The following is a 15444-nucleotide window of genomic DNA, read 5'->3' as shown; positions in this document are numbered from 1 at the left end:
CCCTACTCCGGCTCCCACTCGACGAGCTTGTCGAACAGGCCCCGGTCGCCGTCGATCTTCAGCGCGTCCAGCGGGATGCGGCCGTAGAAGGACAGGACCAGGTCACCGGCCGTACCGTGGGCGGCGGCGTCGGCCGGGCCCGCGCCGACGGCCGGGTCGGGCAGTCGGGCGGCCGTCACCCCGTCGGCGGAGAGCGCCTGACGCCAGGAGCGGCCCTCGGTGCTGTGGTAGTCGACGGCGGCGGGCCCGTGCGGCCACCCGGCCGTGGTGGTGCAGCAGGTGAACAGGAACTCCTCCACCCCGTCGAGTGCCACCTCGACCGGCAGCGGCTGCGCGGCGCCCACGGTGAGCTGGGCGTCGTAGGTGTGCACCGCGACCTCCTGGAGCTGGTGTCGGGCGACCGCGCCACAGGTCGACGGCGACTGCGACGTCCCCCACCAGGTCCAGCAGCCGCGCTCCGGGCCGGCCGCCCGCAGCGCGTCCAGGAGCTGCCGCGTCGACGTGGCCAGCCAGTCCAGCAGCGCGGCACGGTCCCGGGATGCGGGCGGGCCGGCCGGCGCCACCTTGGCCGGGGCGTCCGGCCCGGCGGCCACCGTGGCGGCCCAGGAGCGGCGCCCCTCGCCCAGGTGCCGGGCCAGGTCGAACAGCGTCCACTCCGGACAGGTCGGCACCTGGACGTCCAGGTCGGGCGCGGCGGCGACCGCCGCCCGGAACGCGGTCGACCGTTCGTCGATCAACCGCAACAGCTCGGGAAACTCCAGCGTCTCGGACACCCCGGCTGTCTACCACCGTGCTCCGGCGCCGGACAGCGATTTTCCCGGCCGACGACGACCACGCGCCTTAACCCGGCGTTGTCCGTCGGCTAGCGCGGCCCCGACCGTCCGGCGCGCAGTCTCGACGACACGAACCGAGGAAAGGTGGCAACCATGCGACGTACCTCCCTGATGCTGGCGGCGGCCGGTGGAGTCGCCGTGCTGGCGGTGACCGGCGTGGCGCTCGGCACGACCGCGGCGGACCGGTCGACCGGCCGCACCGCCCCGGCCGCCGTGACCGTCGAGGACAACCCGGCCCGGACGGCCACGGGCGACGAGGACAACCCGGCCCGGTCGGCGACCGGGGGCGGGGGCGACCTGGCCCGCCGGGGCACGGCCGACGACGACCGCGTCCCGGCGGGTACCGGGCGGGAGGACAACCCGGCCCGCCGGGGTACGGACGACGACGCGGGTCCGGCGCGGGCGGCCGGCGGCTCGGTGAGCCGGCAGCGCGCCGCCGAGGTGGCGCTGGCCCGCACCGGGGGCGGCCGGGTCACCGAGATCGAGGCGGAGACCGAGCACGGCCGTCCGACGTGGAGCGTCAAGGTCACCCGCGACGGCTGGCGGCACGAGGTCAAGGTCGACCGGGCGACCGGCGCCGTGCTGGAGGCCGACCGGCAGCGGGCCGGCTCGGACGACCGGACCGGCTCGGACGACCGGGCCGGCTCGGACGACCGGGCCGGCTCGGACGACCGGGGTGGGCGCGACGACCGGGCCGGCTCGGACGACCGGGGTGGGCGCGACGACCACGGTTCGCACGACCGGGACGACGACCACGGTCGCCACGGCGACGACGACTGAACGCGGCCGGGGCCGGGTGCGGAGCGGATCCGCGCCCGGCCCCGCCGTGGTCACCGCAGCGTGCAACTCACCTCGGTCGGCGGCTGGTTGTCGCCGGAGACGACCAGACCCCAACTGGTGGTGCCGCCGGCCGGCAACGCGCCGTTCCAGGCCGCGTTCGTCGCGGTCACCCGCGCGCCGGACTGCGTCGCGCCGGCGTTCCAGGCGTTCACCAGCCGCTGCCCACCGGGGAAGGCGACCTCGCTGCGCCAGCCGGTGGCGGCGGACGTACCGGTGTTGCGGACCGTCACCTCGGCCTGGAAGCCGCCGGCCCACGCGCCGGTGACCGTCCAGGCCGCCGCGCACCCCGATCCGGACGGACTCGGTGACGCCGTCGGGCTCGGTGAGGCCGTCGGGCTCGGCGACGCGGTCGGCGGGGCCGTCGGACCGTCCGACGTGGTGTAGCTGACCGGCGTGTACGCGGCGGAGCAGGTGCCGCCGCACGAGGCCGGCAGCGCGAACCGGTACACCCGGCCGCCGCCCACCAGCGCGCCGGTGACGTCACGTACCCGGATCTGGAAGTCGACGCCGCCGGCGGTGGTGGTGGCACCGAGCACGTACGACTGGCCCATGTCGCTGTTCATGGTGGCGGCCCGCCACACCCCGTCGGCCAGGTACTCCACACCGTGGATGCCGTTGGGCAGGTGGGACACCGCGATGGCCGGCCAGTACCGCTGGGCGCCGCGCAGGAACGCGATCCGGAGGTCGCCGGAGTAGTCCGGCGCCGGCACGAACGACCAGGAGACCTGCCGGTTGTTCCAGTGGCTCGGATAGAGGTCACCGACCGGGACGCCGCCGCGCGCGAAGCGGTTCAGCGAGGCGGTGGACAGGTCCAGATGGTTCCGGTCGTCCCGGCACCAGGCGTTGCCGTCGCCGCAGGAGTCGGCGACCACCATGGTCAGGGTGGCGCCGTTGTAGCCGTCGGCGACCCAGGAGCCGTTGCGGCAGAACGGCTGCCCCGGCGCGCCGTCGTTGGTACCGGTACACCGGTCCCCGATGGTCACCCGGACGAACCGGCCGCAGTTCAAGCCGTTGTTCCACAGCCCGATCCGGTTCGCCTGGTCCGGTGGCAGCGGCCGGACCGGATAGGACGTGTAGTCGCCGGGCAGGTCGTAGACGTTGAGCGCGACGAAATCCGGCGAGTCCAGTTCGGACTGGGGCAGGCCGCAGCCGCCGTACGGGGAGCCGAGGCCGTCGAAGTGGGTGGCGTTGCCGGTCACCGGCGCGGGCGGGTCGTCGACCGCGAGCGCGGGCAGTTGACCGGCGACGAGCAGCGCGGCCGCGGCGGCGGTCAGGGCCGCGCCGAGCCGGAGGCGGGACTGCGGGGTCATGGGGGTGGCCTTCCGGGCGGGCCGACCCGGGCACGGGGCGGCTCAGGGGTGGTCATGGTTGCCCGTCCATGCCCGGCCGTGCCCGCGGAGACCATGCCACCACCGCGCCCTCCGTCGTGTCAACGGGAACGCCGACCACCCGAAAGGGGCGGTGACGGAGAGCAATCGAGCCGCTACATTGAAGTATGGTGTCCGCACCCGGCGGCTGGCCGCCGGACCCGGTCTACCGTCCCGTGCTGGCCGGCCGACGGGGCGAGTGGGAGGCCCTGACCCACCTCGACGACACCGCCGCCGCGCTGCTCGCCCCGATCGTCGACGTGCCGACGGACGAGCCGGGCCCAGTGGAGGCGCTGCGACGGCTGCCTCCCTCGCTTCTGCCGGCCGTCGACGTGTCGGCGCTGCCGGACACTCCGGAACACGACCCGATCCGCTGGGGCGTACCCCTGATGCCGGTGATCGGGCTCGCGGAGAGTGACCGGCGGCTGGGCGCGCACGGCGCGGCGGCCCGGGCCGGGGCGGGCGGGGCGGTGGTCCGGCTGCGGATCGGGCCGGACCGGGCCGGCCCGGACGCCACCACCGCCGCGGCGGAACGGGTGTGGCGGTCCACCGGGCTGGTGCCGGAGCAGTGCGACCTGCTGCTGGACGCGGGCGATGTGTGCTGCCTGGCCGACGTCCGGCTGGCCGAGCCACGGGTGCGACGCGCGGCCCAGTGGGCCCGGCGGCACGCCTGGCGCACGGTCACCGTGGCGGCGGGTGGGATGCCGCCGGCGCTGTCCCGGCTCCCGGTCGACGAGCCGGTACGCCTGGACCGCTACGACTGGCTGCTCTGGCAACGCCTGGCCGACCTGCGACTGGGGTACGCCGACTACGGGGTGGGGTGCGCGGTACGCGACGCGGACGCACCCGGCGACCGGCTGCCGACGCTGCGGTGGGCGGACCACGGCGCGTGGTGGATCTACCGCTGGTGCCGGCGGGGCGGTCGGGGCGACGAGCGCCTCGCCGACCTGTGCCGCACGCTGGTGGCCGCCCCGCACTGGCCGGCGGCCGGGTCGGGCTTCTCCTGGGGCGACCACGAGGTGTTGCGCCGGGCCCGGCGCGGCGCGGGTGCGGGCTCGCCTGCCAACTGGATCGCCTGGAGCACCTCGCACCACCTGGCCCACGTGCTGGCCGCGCTGATCGGACCGGACCGGGAGCAGCGCGGCGGTTCGTGGCGGCCCGGCCAGGACGCGCCGGAGTGGGGGCGCACCGGCCGGCCGCAGCGCGGCGGGGAGGCCCGCCGCGCCGGCTGAGTCACTCCTTCTCGGTGAAACCGAACTGGACCACGCCCTCCTCGTCCACCATCGCGTCGACCGAGGTGTCGTCGAGCAGCTCGGCGGCGTCCGGGTCCAGGAAGATCCGCGCCCCCTGGTCGTCGACCACCTGGTCGCCCTGCACGGGTGCCGGGACCAGCTCGATGGAGAGCGCGCCGGCCTCGGTGTCGGCGGCGATGCGCAGCCCACCCGCGTCGGCCACGTCCTGCTGGGCGGCGAGGTCACGGATCACCAGGACGGCGTTGTCGGTCATGGTCAGCATGGCGGCACTCCTCATGGCTGGTTTCTCGGATTCGCGGGCGACTCGGCCCACGCGGTCGGCTCGCGACCCGGAAGCGGACGAAACGCTGTTTCGCCGCAATAAGGGGGGCGGTCGGACGGCCCCTCACCACCCACCGTGCCCGCTGCCGGTGGATCCGTCAAATAGAGCCGGGTGATCGGGCGTGAGCAGCGGTTTCTTCCCCGACCCGACCGGCGGCTCCCTATGCTCGGGGCATGGACGACCCGCGCAGGTACGTCGCCGAGTTCCTCGGCTCGCTGCTGCTGATTTTCTTCGGTGTGGGCAGCGCCGTCTTCGCCCGGGTCCAGGGTGGCGTGGTGGTGGTCGCCCTGGCCTTCGGCTTCACCATGCTGGCGCTGGTGTACACGATGGGGCCGCTCTCCGGCAGCCACATCAACCCGGCGGTGACCCTGGGCGTACTGCTCTCCGGGAAGATCTCCCCGCTGGGCGCGGTGCTGTACTGGGTCGCGCAGTTCGCCGGCGCCACCGTCGCCGCGTTCGTGATCTGGGCGCTCACCCGATGGGGTGACGTGGTCGACCAGACCGGCGCGCTCGGCACCAACGGCTACGGCGCGCACATCAACCTGGGCGGCGCCGCCGTGCTGGAGACGGTGCTGACGTTCCTCTTCGTCCTGGTGGTGCTGGTGGTGACCGGGCGGGGTGAGCACGCCGCGTTCGCCGGGGTGCCGATCGGTCTCGCGTTGGCCGCCGCACACCTGGTCGGCCTCACCCTGGACGGCACCTCGGTCAACCCGGCGCGGTCGTTCGGTCCGGCCCTGTTCCAGGGCGGCACCGCGTTGCGCCAACTCTGGGTCTTCATCGTCTTCCCGTTGCTGGGCGGCGCACTCGCCGCCCTGGTCGCACCGCTGATCCTGCGCCCGGGTGCGGGCGGGCCCGGGCCGGCGGAGCGGGTGACCACGCCGCGAGCCTGAGTTCGGCAATAACCTTTCGCCCCGGGCTCTTTCCCGCAGGAAAGCACCATGGCAGCATCTGCACATGCATCGTCGTCTCTTTCCCCGGGCGCTCGCGGCGCTGGTGCTGGTCGCCACCGCGGCCACCGCCGGCACCACCACCGCCACGGCCGACGCGCCCACCCCGGCGCAGACCCGGCTGCACGCGACCATCGACGCGATCCTCGCGGACAGCCGGCTGGACGGTGCGCAGACGGGCGTGGTCGTGGTCGACACCAGCACCGGCCGCACGCTCTACGACCGCAACGGGACCCGCCGGCTCGTCCCCGCCTCCAACACCAAGCTGCTCACCTCGACGGCGGCGATGGAACTGCTCGGCCCGGGGCACCGCTTCACCACCGACGTCAGCGCCGCCGGGCCGCGCCGCGCCGGGCTGCTCTCCGGCGACCTCTACCTGCGCGGCGGCGGCGACCCGACCATGCTCGCCGCGGACTACGACCGACTCGCCGCGCAGGTCGCCGCCGCCGGCGTACGGGTGGTGACAGGTGACCTGGTCGCCGACGACACCCGCTACGACCGCACCCGACTCGGTCCGGACTGGACCTGGGACGACGAGCCCTACTACTACGCCGCGCAGGTGTCCGCGCTGACCGTCGCGCCGGACACCGACTACGACGCCGGCACCGTGATCGTCGACGTCGCGCCGGGCGCGCGGGCCGGCGTCCGTCCGAAGGTCTCGATGACCCCGGACAACGGCTGGCTGCACATCGACAACCGGGCCGAGACGGTCACCGGCGGCGAGACCACCGTCTCCGTCGAGCGGGAGCACGGGAGCAACACCGTCGTGGTGACCGGCCAGATCGCGGTCGGCCAGGCCGCCGAGAGCGACTGGGTGACGGTCTGGGAACCGACCGGGTACGCCGCCGACGTCTTCCGGTCCGCGTTGCGCCGGCACGGCGTACGGGTCCTCGGCCGGACCGTGCTCGGCACGGCCACCCCGGACACCGCCCGGCCGCTGGCGCGGCACGACTCGATGCCGCTGGCCGACCTCATGGTGCCGTTCCTCAAGCTCTCCAACAACGGGCACGCCGAGGTGCTCACCAAGGAGCTGGGCCGGATGCTCTCCGGTTCCGGCACCTGGGCCGCCGGCCTGGCCGCGATCGGCGAGTACGTCGGCGACGCCGGAATGGACACCGGCACCCTGCGCCAGCGTGACGGCTCCGGTCTGTCCCGGCGCAACCTGATCCCGCCCGCACAGTTCGTGACGCTGCTCTCCGCGGTGCGCGCCGAGCCCTGGTTCGACACCTGGTACGCCGCGCTGCCGGTGGCCGGCAATGCCGACCGGCTCGTCGGCGGGACGCTGCGCAGCCGGATGACGGGCACCGCCGCCGCGAACAACGTGCACGCCAAGACCGGCAGCCTGACCGGCGCGTCCGGCCTCTCCGGCTACGTCACCGACGCCGACGGCCGGCTGCTGGCCTTCTCGATCGTGCTCAACAACTACCTGACCTCGTCGGTCAAGGGGCTGGAGGACCAGATCGCGATCGCGCTGGCCACGTACACCGAGAAGGAGACGGCGACCGCCCGGCGGACCGTGCCGACCGCACCGGACTCACCACGGGTGCCGGAGGGTCGGGAGTGCTCCTGGGTCAAGCCGGCGTTCTGCTGACCGACCCGCGCCGGCCCAGGCGTTCAGGCGCCGGGCCGGTACGGGCGCGGGGCGGCGGCGGGGTCGCCCCGCTCGACAAGCGCGTCGATCTCGGCCGGCGGCAGCCCGCGCAGCGTGAGCACCCGCCGGCCCCAGCGGTGCAACCTGCACGGATGCGGGCTCGCGTCGTTGCGGCAGATGGTCCCGCCCGACCAGGACCGTGGCGCGTGCACCACCACCGCCCGCACCGCGAACTGGACGTCCTCCACCGTCACGTACGGCGGCAGCGGGATGTCCCGCAACACCCCGCGATCGGAGGACTGGCGGGCAGGGGCGAGAGGCGTGGGGCGGCTCATCGGTCGAACCTCCACAGAGGATGGACGGACGGGGACCTCGGAAAGGTACGTCGGTCGACCCGGCGCGCGACGGACAAACTGTCCCGACGGTTCAGCCTGGCACGACGCGCATCCGGGCGGCGTACGCGGATCAGCGCAGCGCGACGGCCTGGAGGCTGACGTTGCCGCACTGCCCGAGGGACTCCTCCACCGTCCAGCTCAGCAGCAGTTTCACACCGCGCGGCGCGCGGAACCGGACGGTGAAGTCGGTGGTCAGCGCGGTGTGCGGGTCCTCCATCCGGAGCGTGCTGACCGGCCCACCGGCGATCCGCACGTCGAGCCGGCCACGGGCCATCCAGAGCCCGGCATAGAGGTGCACGGTGCGCGACTGCCCGTCGGAGGTCACCGCGAGACGGAAACCGTTGCCCTGGTCGCAGGTGTAGACCCCGGACATGGTGCCGCTGGCCGAGGCCACCGGCGCGCCGTCCCGCCAGGCGTACGCCTCCGGGTTGTTGCTGAAGCTCTCCCGCCGGCCCCGGCCGCCCTCGTCCCGGATCGCGCCGGAACCGCCCCGCTTGCGGACCGTCCGGTCACCGCCGAGCAGCCCCCAGTGCACCCAGTCGACGGTGCCCACGGCGGTGAGGTCGACCGAGGCGGGCACCTCGGCCCGGCTGACCGCGACCGTCGGTGGCGCCATCGTGGACGGTGCGGGACTCGGGGACGGTGAGGGGCTCGGGGACGGCGGGCGCTGCCGGGGGCGCAGGCCGGGGGTGGCGACCGCGCCGTCGGCTTCGCCCGGCAGCCCGACGCGGCCGGTCGGCGCCACCGGCAGGGCCGCGCTCTCCTCGCGCGGCGCGTCGTGCCGCTCGGTGCCGAGGTAGACCACCAGCGCCGCCAGGCAGAGGAACGCGGCCAGCCCCTCCAACGCCATCCGTCGCCGGCGCCGCAGCCGGCGCAGCGCGGACCGGCTACGCGGGCGGCCCTCCCGATGCGAGCCGGGGCCGGTTCGCGAACGGTCCTCCTCGCCCACCACACCTCCGCTTCGTCTCACGCGGCGCCGCCGGAAGCGGCCGGAGCGTGACGGGCTTCACGGTGTCACCGGCCGGCCGTTTGCGCCATATGTGAGCCGACGGGCGTTTCCCGTTCGTTACCAAGAGGTAGCAGAACGGACCCGTCGCCGTCCAGCCAAGCGGCGGGTCAGCTTACCGTGATCGCTTCCAGCGACACCCCGTCGTTCTGCCCGCCGGTCACGGCGAGCGCCCGCCAGGTGATCAGCAACTGTTGGCCGCGAGGCGCCCGGAAGTGGACGACGTACTGGTAGAAGCGGTCGCCCTGGGCCATGGCCACCTCCCGGACGGCCGGATCACCGCCGCCGGAGAGCGAGACGTCGAGCCGGGCCCCGGCCGAGAACACACCGACGAACAGCCGGACGGTCCGCAGGTCCCCGCTGCCGGCCACACCGAGCCGGAAGGACTTGCCGGCACCGCGCTGGAAGACGCCCGTCCGGGTGCCCTCCTGCCGCGCCGTCGGGGTGCCGTCCGTCCAGCTCAGGCCGGACACCCCGGCGTTGTGCTCCAGCCGGTCGCCGCCCGGGTCCTCGATCTCGCCGGTGCCGCGCTGCTTGCGCTGGACGCTGTCCGCGCCCGCGCCGCCCCAGTGCCGCCAGTCCCGCGTGCCGAGCAGGGTGAGCGACACCACCGGTGGCACCGGCTCCTGATCCACCCCGAGCAGCGGGTCACCGGGCAGCGCGGGGTCGCCGGTCACCGGCACGACCGTCGGGGGCGCCGCCGTCGGCGCCGGTCCCGGCGTCGTCGGCCCGGCGGCCGGCACGGCCCGGCCACGCTCGGGCGGCGTCGGTGACCGGGCGGAGTACGCCAGCGCCACCACCGACGCGGTCAACGCGGCGGTGGCCAGCACGGCTCGCCGACGCCGGCGGCGGGCCCGGGCCGCAGCGACCCGGGTGGCCCCGGCCTCGCTCGCGGGCCGCGCCGCATCCGGGCGGAGAGCGTGCCGCAGCCGGGCGGACACGCCCCGAACCGAGACCGGTCCCAGCCGGGCCGACGCACCGCGCAGCCGGGCCGACGCCCCGCGCAGCCGGATCGCGAGCGGGCCGGCCAGGCCGGCGAGCCGGGTGCGGATGCTCTCCGGCGCGGTGTGCCGGCCGACCAGCGCCGGCCTCCCGTCCCCGAACGGGTCCCCGTCCCCCGCCCGCAGGCTGTCCCCCGCACGCCGGGCGACACCGTCCGGCCGAGCCGGCGACCCAGCCGGCGACCGAGCCGGCACCGGACCGGCCGGCCCTGGCCCAACCGACCCGAGCCCGCCCGCTCCCGGCCCCGGCCCAACCGGACCGAGCCCAGCCGGCTGGGGCACGCTCGGCCAGTGCCCGGCCGGGGCATGCCCGACCAGCGGGGCCGGCCCAGGCGCGGGCCCACCGGACGCGGCGCCGAGCAGCGCGGGCCCGCCGGACGCGGGGCCGAGCAGCGCGGGCCCGGTAGGTGCCGGAGCCGGAGCCGGAGTCGCATCGTCGATCGGGGAGACGTTCGGGACGGCCGGTTCCCACGCGCCGCCGTCCGGCTCGCCGGCGAGGCGACGCGGGGCGGCCGGCGGTTGCGGCGTGGCGACGGGCTCGACCGGCACGGCGGGCAGCCAACCTCCGACCCGCATTCCGGACTGCGTGAGTTCCTCCTCAGCCACCGCCCCTCCCTCGGCCGCCGGAGTCGGCGACCGTCACCGCGGCTCGCCGCAGGGCAGGATGACACATGCTTCGATCTCCGAGAAGCCGTCGACACGTACCAATTTCGCCGCCACCACCTCGGGCGTTCGGTCGGGAGAAAGGATTCCGTGGAACGCGATATACCCGTGGGTCATAAATATGACACAGCGGTATATCGCTTCGGAGGAGTCGTCCTGGACGAGGTGTGACGCACCGTCACGACCGGGGCCGGACCTCCAGCCGTCCGGGCCGAGCGCGTGACGCCGGCCGAGCGCGCGACGGCACCGCACCGCACCAGCCCGGCCCGGCGGGGCGGGGCGGGGCGGGCCGGGGCGGGGCGACGACGGAGGCGGGAGGGGCGGCCGGGTCAGCCGACCTGGAAGCCGAGCGCCTGGACCAGTGTCACGGCCTGCTCCACGTCGACCCGCGCCCCGGCCCGTTCCACAGCGGTCGGGTCGAGCGCGGACAGGTCGCTGCCGCGCAGGTCGGCGCGGGTCAGCTTGGCGGCGTGCAGTTGGGCCCCGGACAGGTCGACGCCGGTGAGCACCGCGCCGGTCAGGTCGGCGCCGGTCAGGTCGGCCTCGCGCATGCGTACGTCGGTGATCCGGGCGCCGCGCAGGTCGGCCCCGGGCAGCGCGACGAACGACCAGTCGCCGCGGTCGACCCGCAGCGGGCGCAGGTCGCACCGGTCGAAGCTGCTGCCGACCAGCTTGCAGCCGGTGAACTCCGCCTCGAACAGGTTGCACCGGGTGAACGTGCAGCGGGTGAACGCCGAGTCGACGTGCCGGGAGGCGTTGAACGCCACGGTGCCGAAGACGCACTCCGTGAACACCGCGCCCCGGCTGACCGCCTCGGTGAGGTCGACGTCGAAGAACTCGCAGCGCACGAAGTGCCGGTCGACCAGCTCTTCCGCGTACCAGTCCTGCTGGCGGTAGGTGACGTCCTCGACGGGCTCCGGCATGCCGCCGACACTAGTGTGGCCGGCCGACACTTCCGGCCCGCCGTACCGGCGGGTAGGTTCGCGGGGATGAGCGTCGCAGTCAGCACCGATCCCGGCCGTGTCGGCTTCGATCCCGCCCGACTGGCGCGGATCGACGAACACTTCGCCCGCTACGTCGACGACGGCCGGCTCGCCGGCTGGCAGGTCGTCGTCACCCGCCGGGGCGAGATCGCCCACTCGTCGACGTACGGGCTGCGCGACCGGGAGGCCGGCACGCCGGTCGAGGCCGACACGCTCTGGCGCATCTACTCGATGACCAAGCCGATCACCTCGGTCGCCGCGATGATGCTCTGGGAGCAGGGCCGGTTCGAGCTGACCGACCCGGTCAGCCGCTGGCTGCCGGAGTTCGCCGACGTCCGGGTCTACGACCGGGGGTCGGCGCTCAAGCCGTACACCGTGCCGGCCGCCGAGCCGATCCGGATCTGGCACCTGCTCACCCACACCGCCGGCCTGACGTACGGCTTCGCTCAGGTCTCGGTGGTCGACGCCCTCTACCGGGCGGCCGGCTTCGACATGGGCGTGCCGGCCGGCGCGGACCTGGCCGCGGCCTCGGCCGGCCTGGCCACGCTGCCACTGCTGTTCCAGCCCGGGACGAGCTGGAACTACGGCGTCTCCACCGACGTGCTGGGCCGTCTGGTCGAGGTGGTCTCCGGACAGTCCTTGGACGCGTTCTTCGCCGAGCGGATCCTGCACCCGCTCGGGATGACCGACACCCGCTGGTGGGTGGACGCGGCGGACGCCAAGCGGCTCGCCGCGCTGTACGCCCCGCACCCGGCCACCGGTCAGGCGGTACGCGCCGACGGCATCGGCCGGGCCGCGCTGGCGGCGCCGGGCTGGCACTCCGGCGGCGGCGGGCTGGTCTCCACCGCCGCCGACTACCACCGCTTCACCCAGTTCCTGCTGCGCGGCGGCGAGCTGGACGGGGTGCGCCTGCTCGGCCCCCGCACGGTCCGCTTCATGACCCGCAACCACCTGCCCGGTGGCCGGGACCTCGCCTCGTTCTCCCCGGAGGGGTTCTCCGAGACGGTGCTGGACGGGATCGGCTTCGGGCTGGGCTTCGCCGTGGTGCTCGACCCGGTGCCGGCGCGGGTGCCCAGCAGTGTCGGCGAGTTCTACTGGGGCGGCATGGCCAGCACGGCATTCTGGGTGGACCCGGTGGAGGAGGTCACCGCGCTGCTGTTCACGCAGCTCATGCCGTCGAGCACGTACCCGCTGCGTAGCCAGTTGCGCCAGCTCGTCTACTCCGCGCTGGTCGACTGAGGGCCCGGCTGAGCGGGCAGAACCGGCCAGGGCCGGCCGGCTGAGCGGGCAGAACCGGCCCGGCCGGTTCCGGCGGAACGGCAGCCGCCCGGCGGCCGGCTGCCTAGCCTGTGAGGCATGAGCGACATCGTCGTGTTCGGCGCCGGCGGGACGGCTGGCTCCCGGATCGCCGCCGAGGCGGCCGAGCGGGGGCACCGGGTCACCGCCGCGGTACGCCGGCCGGAGGCGGTCGGCTACCTGCCCCCGGGCGTACGCACGGTGACCGGCGACGCCACCTCGGCGCGCAGCGTACGCGAGCTGGCCGAGGACGCGGACGTGCTGGTGGTGGCCATCGGCGGCGGCGAGCGTGACCTCTGGCGGGACGCCGCGCGGACGCTCGTGGACACGCTGCGGGCAATGCCCGACCCACCACGCGTGATCCACGTCGGCGGCGGCGCGACGTTGCTCACCCCGAGCGGCACCCGGTTCCTGGACGAGCCGGACTTCCCCGCCGAGTACCGCGACTCGGCGCAGGGTCAGGCCGACGCGCTGGCGTTCTACCGTTCCTCGGCCGACGGGGTGACCTGGACGTACGTCTCCCCGCCGCCGTTGGAGTTCCACCCCGGCGAGCGGACCGGGCACTACCGCACCGGCACGGACCACCCGGTGACCGACGCGCAGGGCCGCTCGGTGCTCACCTACGAGGATCTCGCGGTCGCGATCGTCGACGAGATCGAGAACCCGAGGTTCGGCAACGCGCGGTTCACCGCCGCGTACTGATCAGTCGGCGAGCCGGGCCGGGAACCCGCCGGTGGCGATCGGGCCCCAGGACTCGATCGTGACGCGGATCAGCGACTTGCCCTGCGCGACCATGGCCGCCCGGTACTCGTCCCAGTCCGGGTGCTCGCCGGAGATGCCGCGGAAGTAGTCCACCAGCGGCTCCAGCGCCTCGGGCAGGTCGAGCACCTCGGCCACGCCGTCGACCTGCACCCACGGGCCGTTCCAGTCGTCGGAGAGCACGCAGGCGGAGACACGCGGGTCGCGGCGGATGTTCGTCACCTTGGCGCGCTCCGGATAGGTGGAGATGACCAGCCGGCCCTCGGCGTCGACGCCGCAGGAGACCGGGGAGGACTGCGGGCGGCCGTCGGCCCGGGTGGTCATCAGCACGACGCGGTGCCGGGGGCGGAGGAACTCGGTCAGGGCGTCCCGGTCGACCCGGGTGTTGCGCGCGATGCTGCGTGGCATGCCTCGGTTCTACCAGGCCGGCGGCCGGATCTCAGCGCGGGCGGCCGGCGGCCCGGCGCGGGGCGGCCTGCTCGGGCACGCGCGGGCGGGCGGTGGGCCGCCAGGCGCGACCGTTGGCGTAGATCACCCGGAAACCGAGGTACGCGGCGAGCGGCGCCCAGTGCGCCGAGCCCATCCGCAGCTCGGCGGCGTTGTGCCGCTGCCCGTTGGCCAGCACGTCGAGCAGCACGGTCTCGAACGCGGCCGACTCGACCCAGTCCACGTCGCGGGTGAAGCCGCAGATCAGCGCCGCGCCGGTGACCTCGAGGAAGCCGCGCAGCGTGGCGTCGGAGGCGCGCAGCACCGAGCAGCTGCCGAAGTAGAGGCGACGCCCGTCGGCGCGGCCGGCCATCCGCTCCGCCACGTCGGACAGCTCGACCGAGTCCCAGTCGGTGAGGCAGAGCCGGCTCGGCTCGCCGTGCATCGCGAAGAACCCGACGCGGTGGTCCGCGTACTGCTTGAGCAGCCAGCGGTCGAGGAAGTAGAACAGCTCGTCCCGGGTGGCGGCGTCTTTGTGGATGTAGCGGATCCGGTTCAGTCGTTCGAGCAGGTCGAGCGTGGGCAGGACGGAGCCCCGCTCGTTGAGGTCGCGGTGCCACTGCCCCTCGACGCAGAACACGCCGCCACGCGCCATCGCCCACCTCCCCTGCCCGCAGACGTTACCGCTCCCCTCCGACCATGACCGAATGTGAAGACAATTTCCGCTAATCACCACGAAGAGCCCCGCCGAATGTCACGGTGAGCAGGACGGGACGCAGTGGTCGATCTGCCGTCCCGACCTCATTTCCACTCCGATCGGGAGGACTCCTGTGCGCGTCAACACCCTGAAGCGGGCGGCCGTCGCGTTCGCGCTGGCCCTGCCCGGGGCCGCGGTCGCGACGGTCGTCGCCGCACCGGCGGCCCACGCCGACGGCTGCTACACCTGGCCCCGCACCCTGTCCCAGGGCCGCTCGGGCGAGGACGTCCGGCAGCTCCAGATCCGGGTGGCCGGCTGGGCCGGGTACGCCGGCATCGTCCGGGTCGACGGCCGGTACGGCCCGGAGACGACCGCCGCGGTCAAGCGTTTCCAGTCCGCGTACGGGCTGCGGGCCGACGGCGTCGCCGGGCCGCGGACCTTCGCCAAGATCTACGACCTCCAGGACAACGACTGCACCCCGAAGCACTTCAGTTACGCCGAGCTGGACAACGGCTGCGGCAAAGGCGGGTGGGGCGGGGGTCCGCTCTCGTCGTCCGCCACCCGGGAGAACGCGGTACGTACCATGTGGAAGCTGGAGGCGCTGCGGCGCAGCCTCGGCGACAAGCCGCTCTACGTCACCAGCGGATTCCGCAGCATCGCCTGCAACCGGCAGGTCGGTGGCGCCGCCGACAGCCAGCACCTGTACGGCAACGCGGCCGACCTGACCTCGCGGGACCGGACCCTCTGCGAGATCGCCCGGTCGGCCCGGGACCAGGGCTTCAGTGGCATCTACGGCCCAGGCTACCCGGATCACGACGACCACACGCACGTGGACTCGCGCCGGGAGAACACCCGGGACAAGTCGGCGAACACCACCGACTGGTCGGCCCCGGACTGCGGAATCAACTGATCCGGACGCACGGCGGCCCGACGCGGGGGGTGGGGGCGCCCCGCGTCGGGCCGCCGGCCGATGGGCCCGCGCGGAGGCCGGGGGGTGCTCCGCGTCGGACCGCCGCCCGGATGACCGGCGCGGCCGACGGCCTGCCGGCCGCGACCGGTACCCGG

16 protein-coding genes are annotated in these 15444 nt (G+C 74.7%); 7 read left to right on the top strand and 9 right to left on the bottom strand.

What is annotated here, in order from left to right; genetic code table 11:
• Positions 1-2: 2 nt before the first annotated feature.
• On the bottom strand, positions 3-773 hold the full coding sequence (locus tag C8054_RS29200; protein ID WP_107162375.1) for a maleylpyruvate isomerase family mycothiol-dependent enzyme: 771 nt from the start codon (positions 771-773) through the stop codon (positions 3-5).
• Positions 774-926: 153 nt separating this feature from the next.
• Between C8054_RS29200 and C8054_RS29195 the strand changes: the two genes are divergently transcribed.
• Positions 927-1613: a PepSY domain-containing protein gene (locus tag C8054_RS29195; protein ID WP_146180004.1), complete on the top strand. Its 687-nt coding sequence runs from the start codon at positions 927-929 to the stop codon at positions 1611-1613.
• 50 nt (positions 1614-1663) lie between these two features.
• Here the strand turns inward: C8054_RS29195 and C8054_RS29190 are convergent, their stop codons facing one another.
• On the bottom strand, positions 1664-2983 hold the full coding sequence (locus C8054_RS29190; protein WP_107162373.1) for a cellulose binding domain-containing protein: 1320 nt from the start codon (positions 2981-2983) through the stop codon (positions 1664-1666).
• 185 nt (positions 2984-3168) lie between these two features.
• Between C8054_RS29190 and C8054_RS29185 the strand changes: the two genes are divergently transcribed.
• Complete coding sequence (locus tag C8054_RS29185) at positions 3169-4272, top strand: beta family protein (RefSeq protein ID WP_199199972.1); 1104 nt, start codon at positions 3169-3171, stop codon at positions 4270-4272.
• 1 nt (position 4273) lies between these two features.
• On the opposite strand, the gene C8054_RS29180 is transcribed toward C8054_RS29185, so the two are convergent.
• Positions 4274-4555: an adhesin gene (locus tag C8054_RS29180; protein ID WP_107162372.1), complete on the bottom strand. Its 282-nt coding sequence runs from the start codon at positions 4553-4555 to the stop codon at positions 4274-4276.
• 233 nt (positions 4556-4788) lie between these two features.
• Between C8054_RS29180 and C8054_RS29175 the strand changes: the two genes are divergently transcribed.
• Together C8054_RS29175 and dacB are read left to right on the top strand one after the other, a co-directional pair.
• Positions 4789-5505, top strand: coding sequence for an MIP/aquaporin family protein (locus C8054_RS29175; protein ID WP_107162371.1), 717 nt, complete (start codon positions 4789-4791; stop codon positions 5503-5505).
• Between the two features lie 64 nt (positions 5506-5569).
• Positions 5570-7153, top strand: a complete 1584-nt coding sequence (gene dacB / locus C8054_RS29170) for a D-alanyl-D-alanine carboxypeptidase/D-alanyl-D-alanine-endopeptidase (protein ID WP_107162370.1) — start codon at positions 5570-5572, stop codon at positions 7151-7153.
• A 23-nt stretch (positions 7154-7176) separates the two neighbouring features.
• Here dacB and C8054_RS29165 read toward each other — a convergent pair whose 3' ends face one another.
• From C8054_RS29165 to C8054_RS29150, 4 genes are all read right to left on the bottom strand, one after another.
• Positions 7177-7488 (bottom strand): hypothetical protein, encoded by a 312-nt coding sequence (locus C8054_RS29165; protein WP_107162369.1) that lies wholly within the window; start codon positions 7486-7488, stop codon positions 7177-7179.
• Positions 7489-7618: 130 nt separating this feature from the next.
• Positions 7619-8497, bottom strand: coding sequence for a hypothetical protein (locus tag C8054_RS29160; protein WP_233220231.1), 879 nt, complete (start codon positions 8495-8497; stop codon positions 7619-7621).
• A gap of 167 nt (positions 8498-8664) precedes the next feature.
• On the bottom strand, positions 8665-10161 hold the full coding sequence (locus C8054_RS29155; protein WP_107162368.1) for a hypothetical protein: 1497 nt from the start codon (positions 10159-10161) through the stop codon (positions 8665-8667).
• A 386-nt stretch (positions 10162-10547) separates the two neighbouring features.
• A complete protein-coding gene (locus C8054_RS29150) occupies positions 10548-11141 on the bottom strand; it encodes a pentapeptide repeat-containing protein (protein WP_107162367.1) in 594 nt (197 codons plus the stop codon).
• A gap of 66 nt (positions 11142-11207) precedes the next feature.
• On the opposite strand from C8054_RS29150, the gene C8054_RS29145 reads away from it, so the two are divergent.
• Positions 11208-12440 carry a serine hydrolase gene (locus C8054_RS29145; protein WP_107162366.1) on the top strand — a complete coding sequence of 411 codons (1233 nt, stop codon included), beginning with the start codon at positions 11208-11210 and terminating at the stop codon, positions 12438-12440.
• A gap of 117 nt (positions 12441-12557) precedes the next feature.
• Positions 12558-13199, top strand: a complete 642-nt coding sequence (locus tag C8054_RS29140; RefSeq protein WP_107162365.1) for an NAD(P)-dependent oxidoreductase — start codon at positions 12558-12560, stop codon at positions 13197-13199.
• On the opposite strand, the gene C8054_RS29135 is transcribed toward C8054_RS29140, so the two are convergent.
• Entirely contained in the window at positions 13200-13664 is a 465-nt protein-coding gene (locus C8054_RS29135) for a PPOX class F420-dependent oxidoreductase (RefSeq protein WP_107162364.1), read from the bottom strand. It lies immediately after the preceding gene.
• A gap of 31 nt (positions 13665-13695) precedes the next feature.
• A complete protein-coding gene (locus tag C8054_RS29130) occupies positions 13696-14337 on the bottom strand; it encodes a hypothetical protein (RefSeq protein ID WP_107162363.1) in 642 nt (213 codons plus the stop codon).
• Between the two features lie 175 nt (positions 14338-14512).
• On the opposite strand from C8054_RS29130, the gene C8054_RS29125 reads away from it, so the two are divergent.
• Positions 14513-15289: a D-Ala-D-Ala carboxypeptidase family metallohydrolase gene (locus C8054_RS29125; protein WP_107162362.1), complete on the top strand. Its 777-nt coding sequence runs from the start codon at positions 14513-14515 to the stop codon at positions 15287-15289.
• Positions 15290-15444: the final 155 nt, after the last annotated feature.

It is taken from the genome of Micromonospora sp. RP3T (genome assembly GCF_003027925.1).
GTDB lineage: Bacteria > Actinomycetota > Actinomycetes > Mycobacteriales > Micromonosporaceae > Micromonospora.
This window is presented reverse-complemented; position numbering and strand designations above follow the sequence as displayed.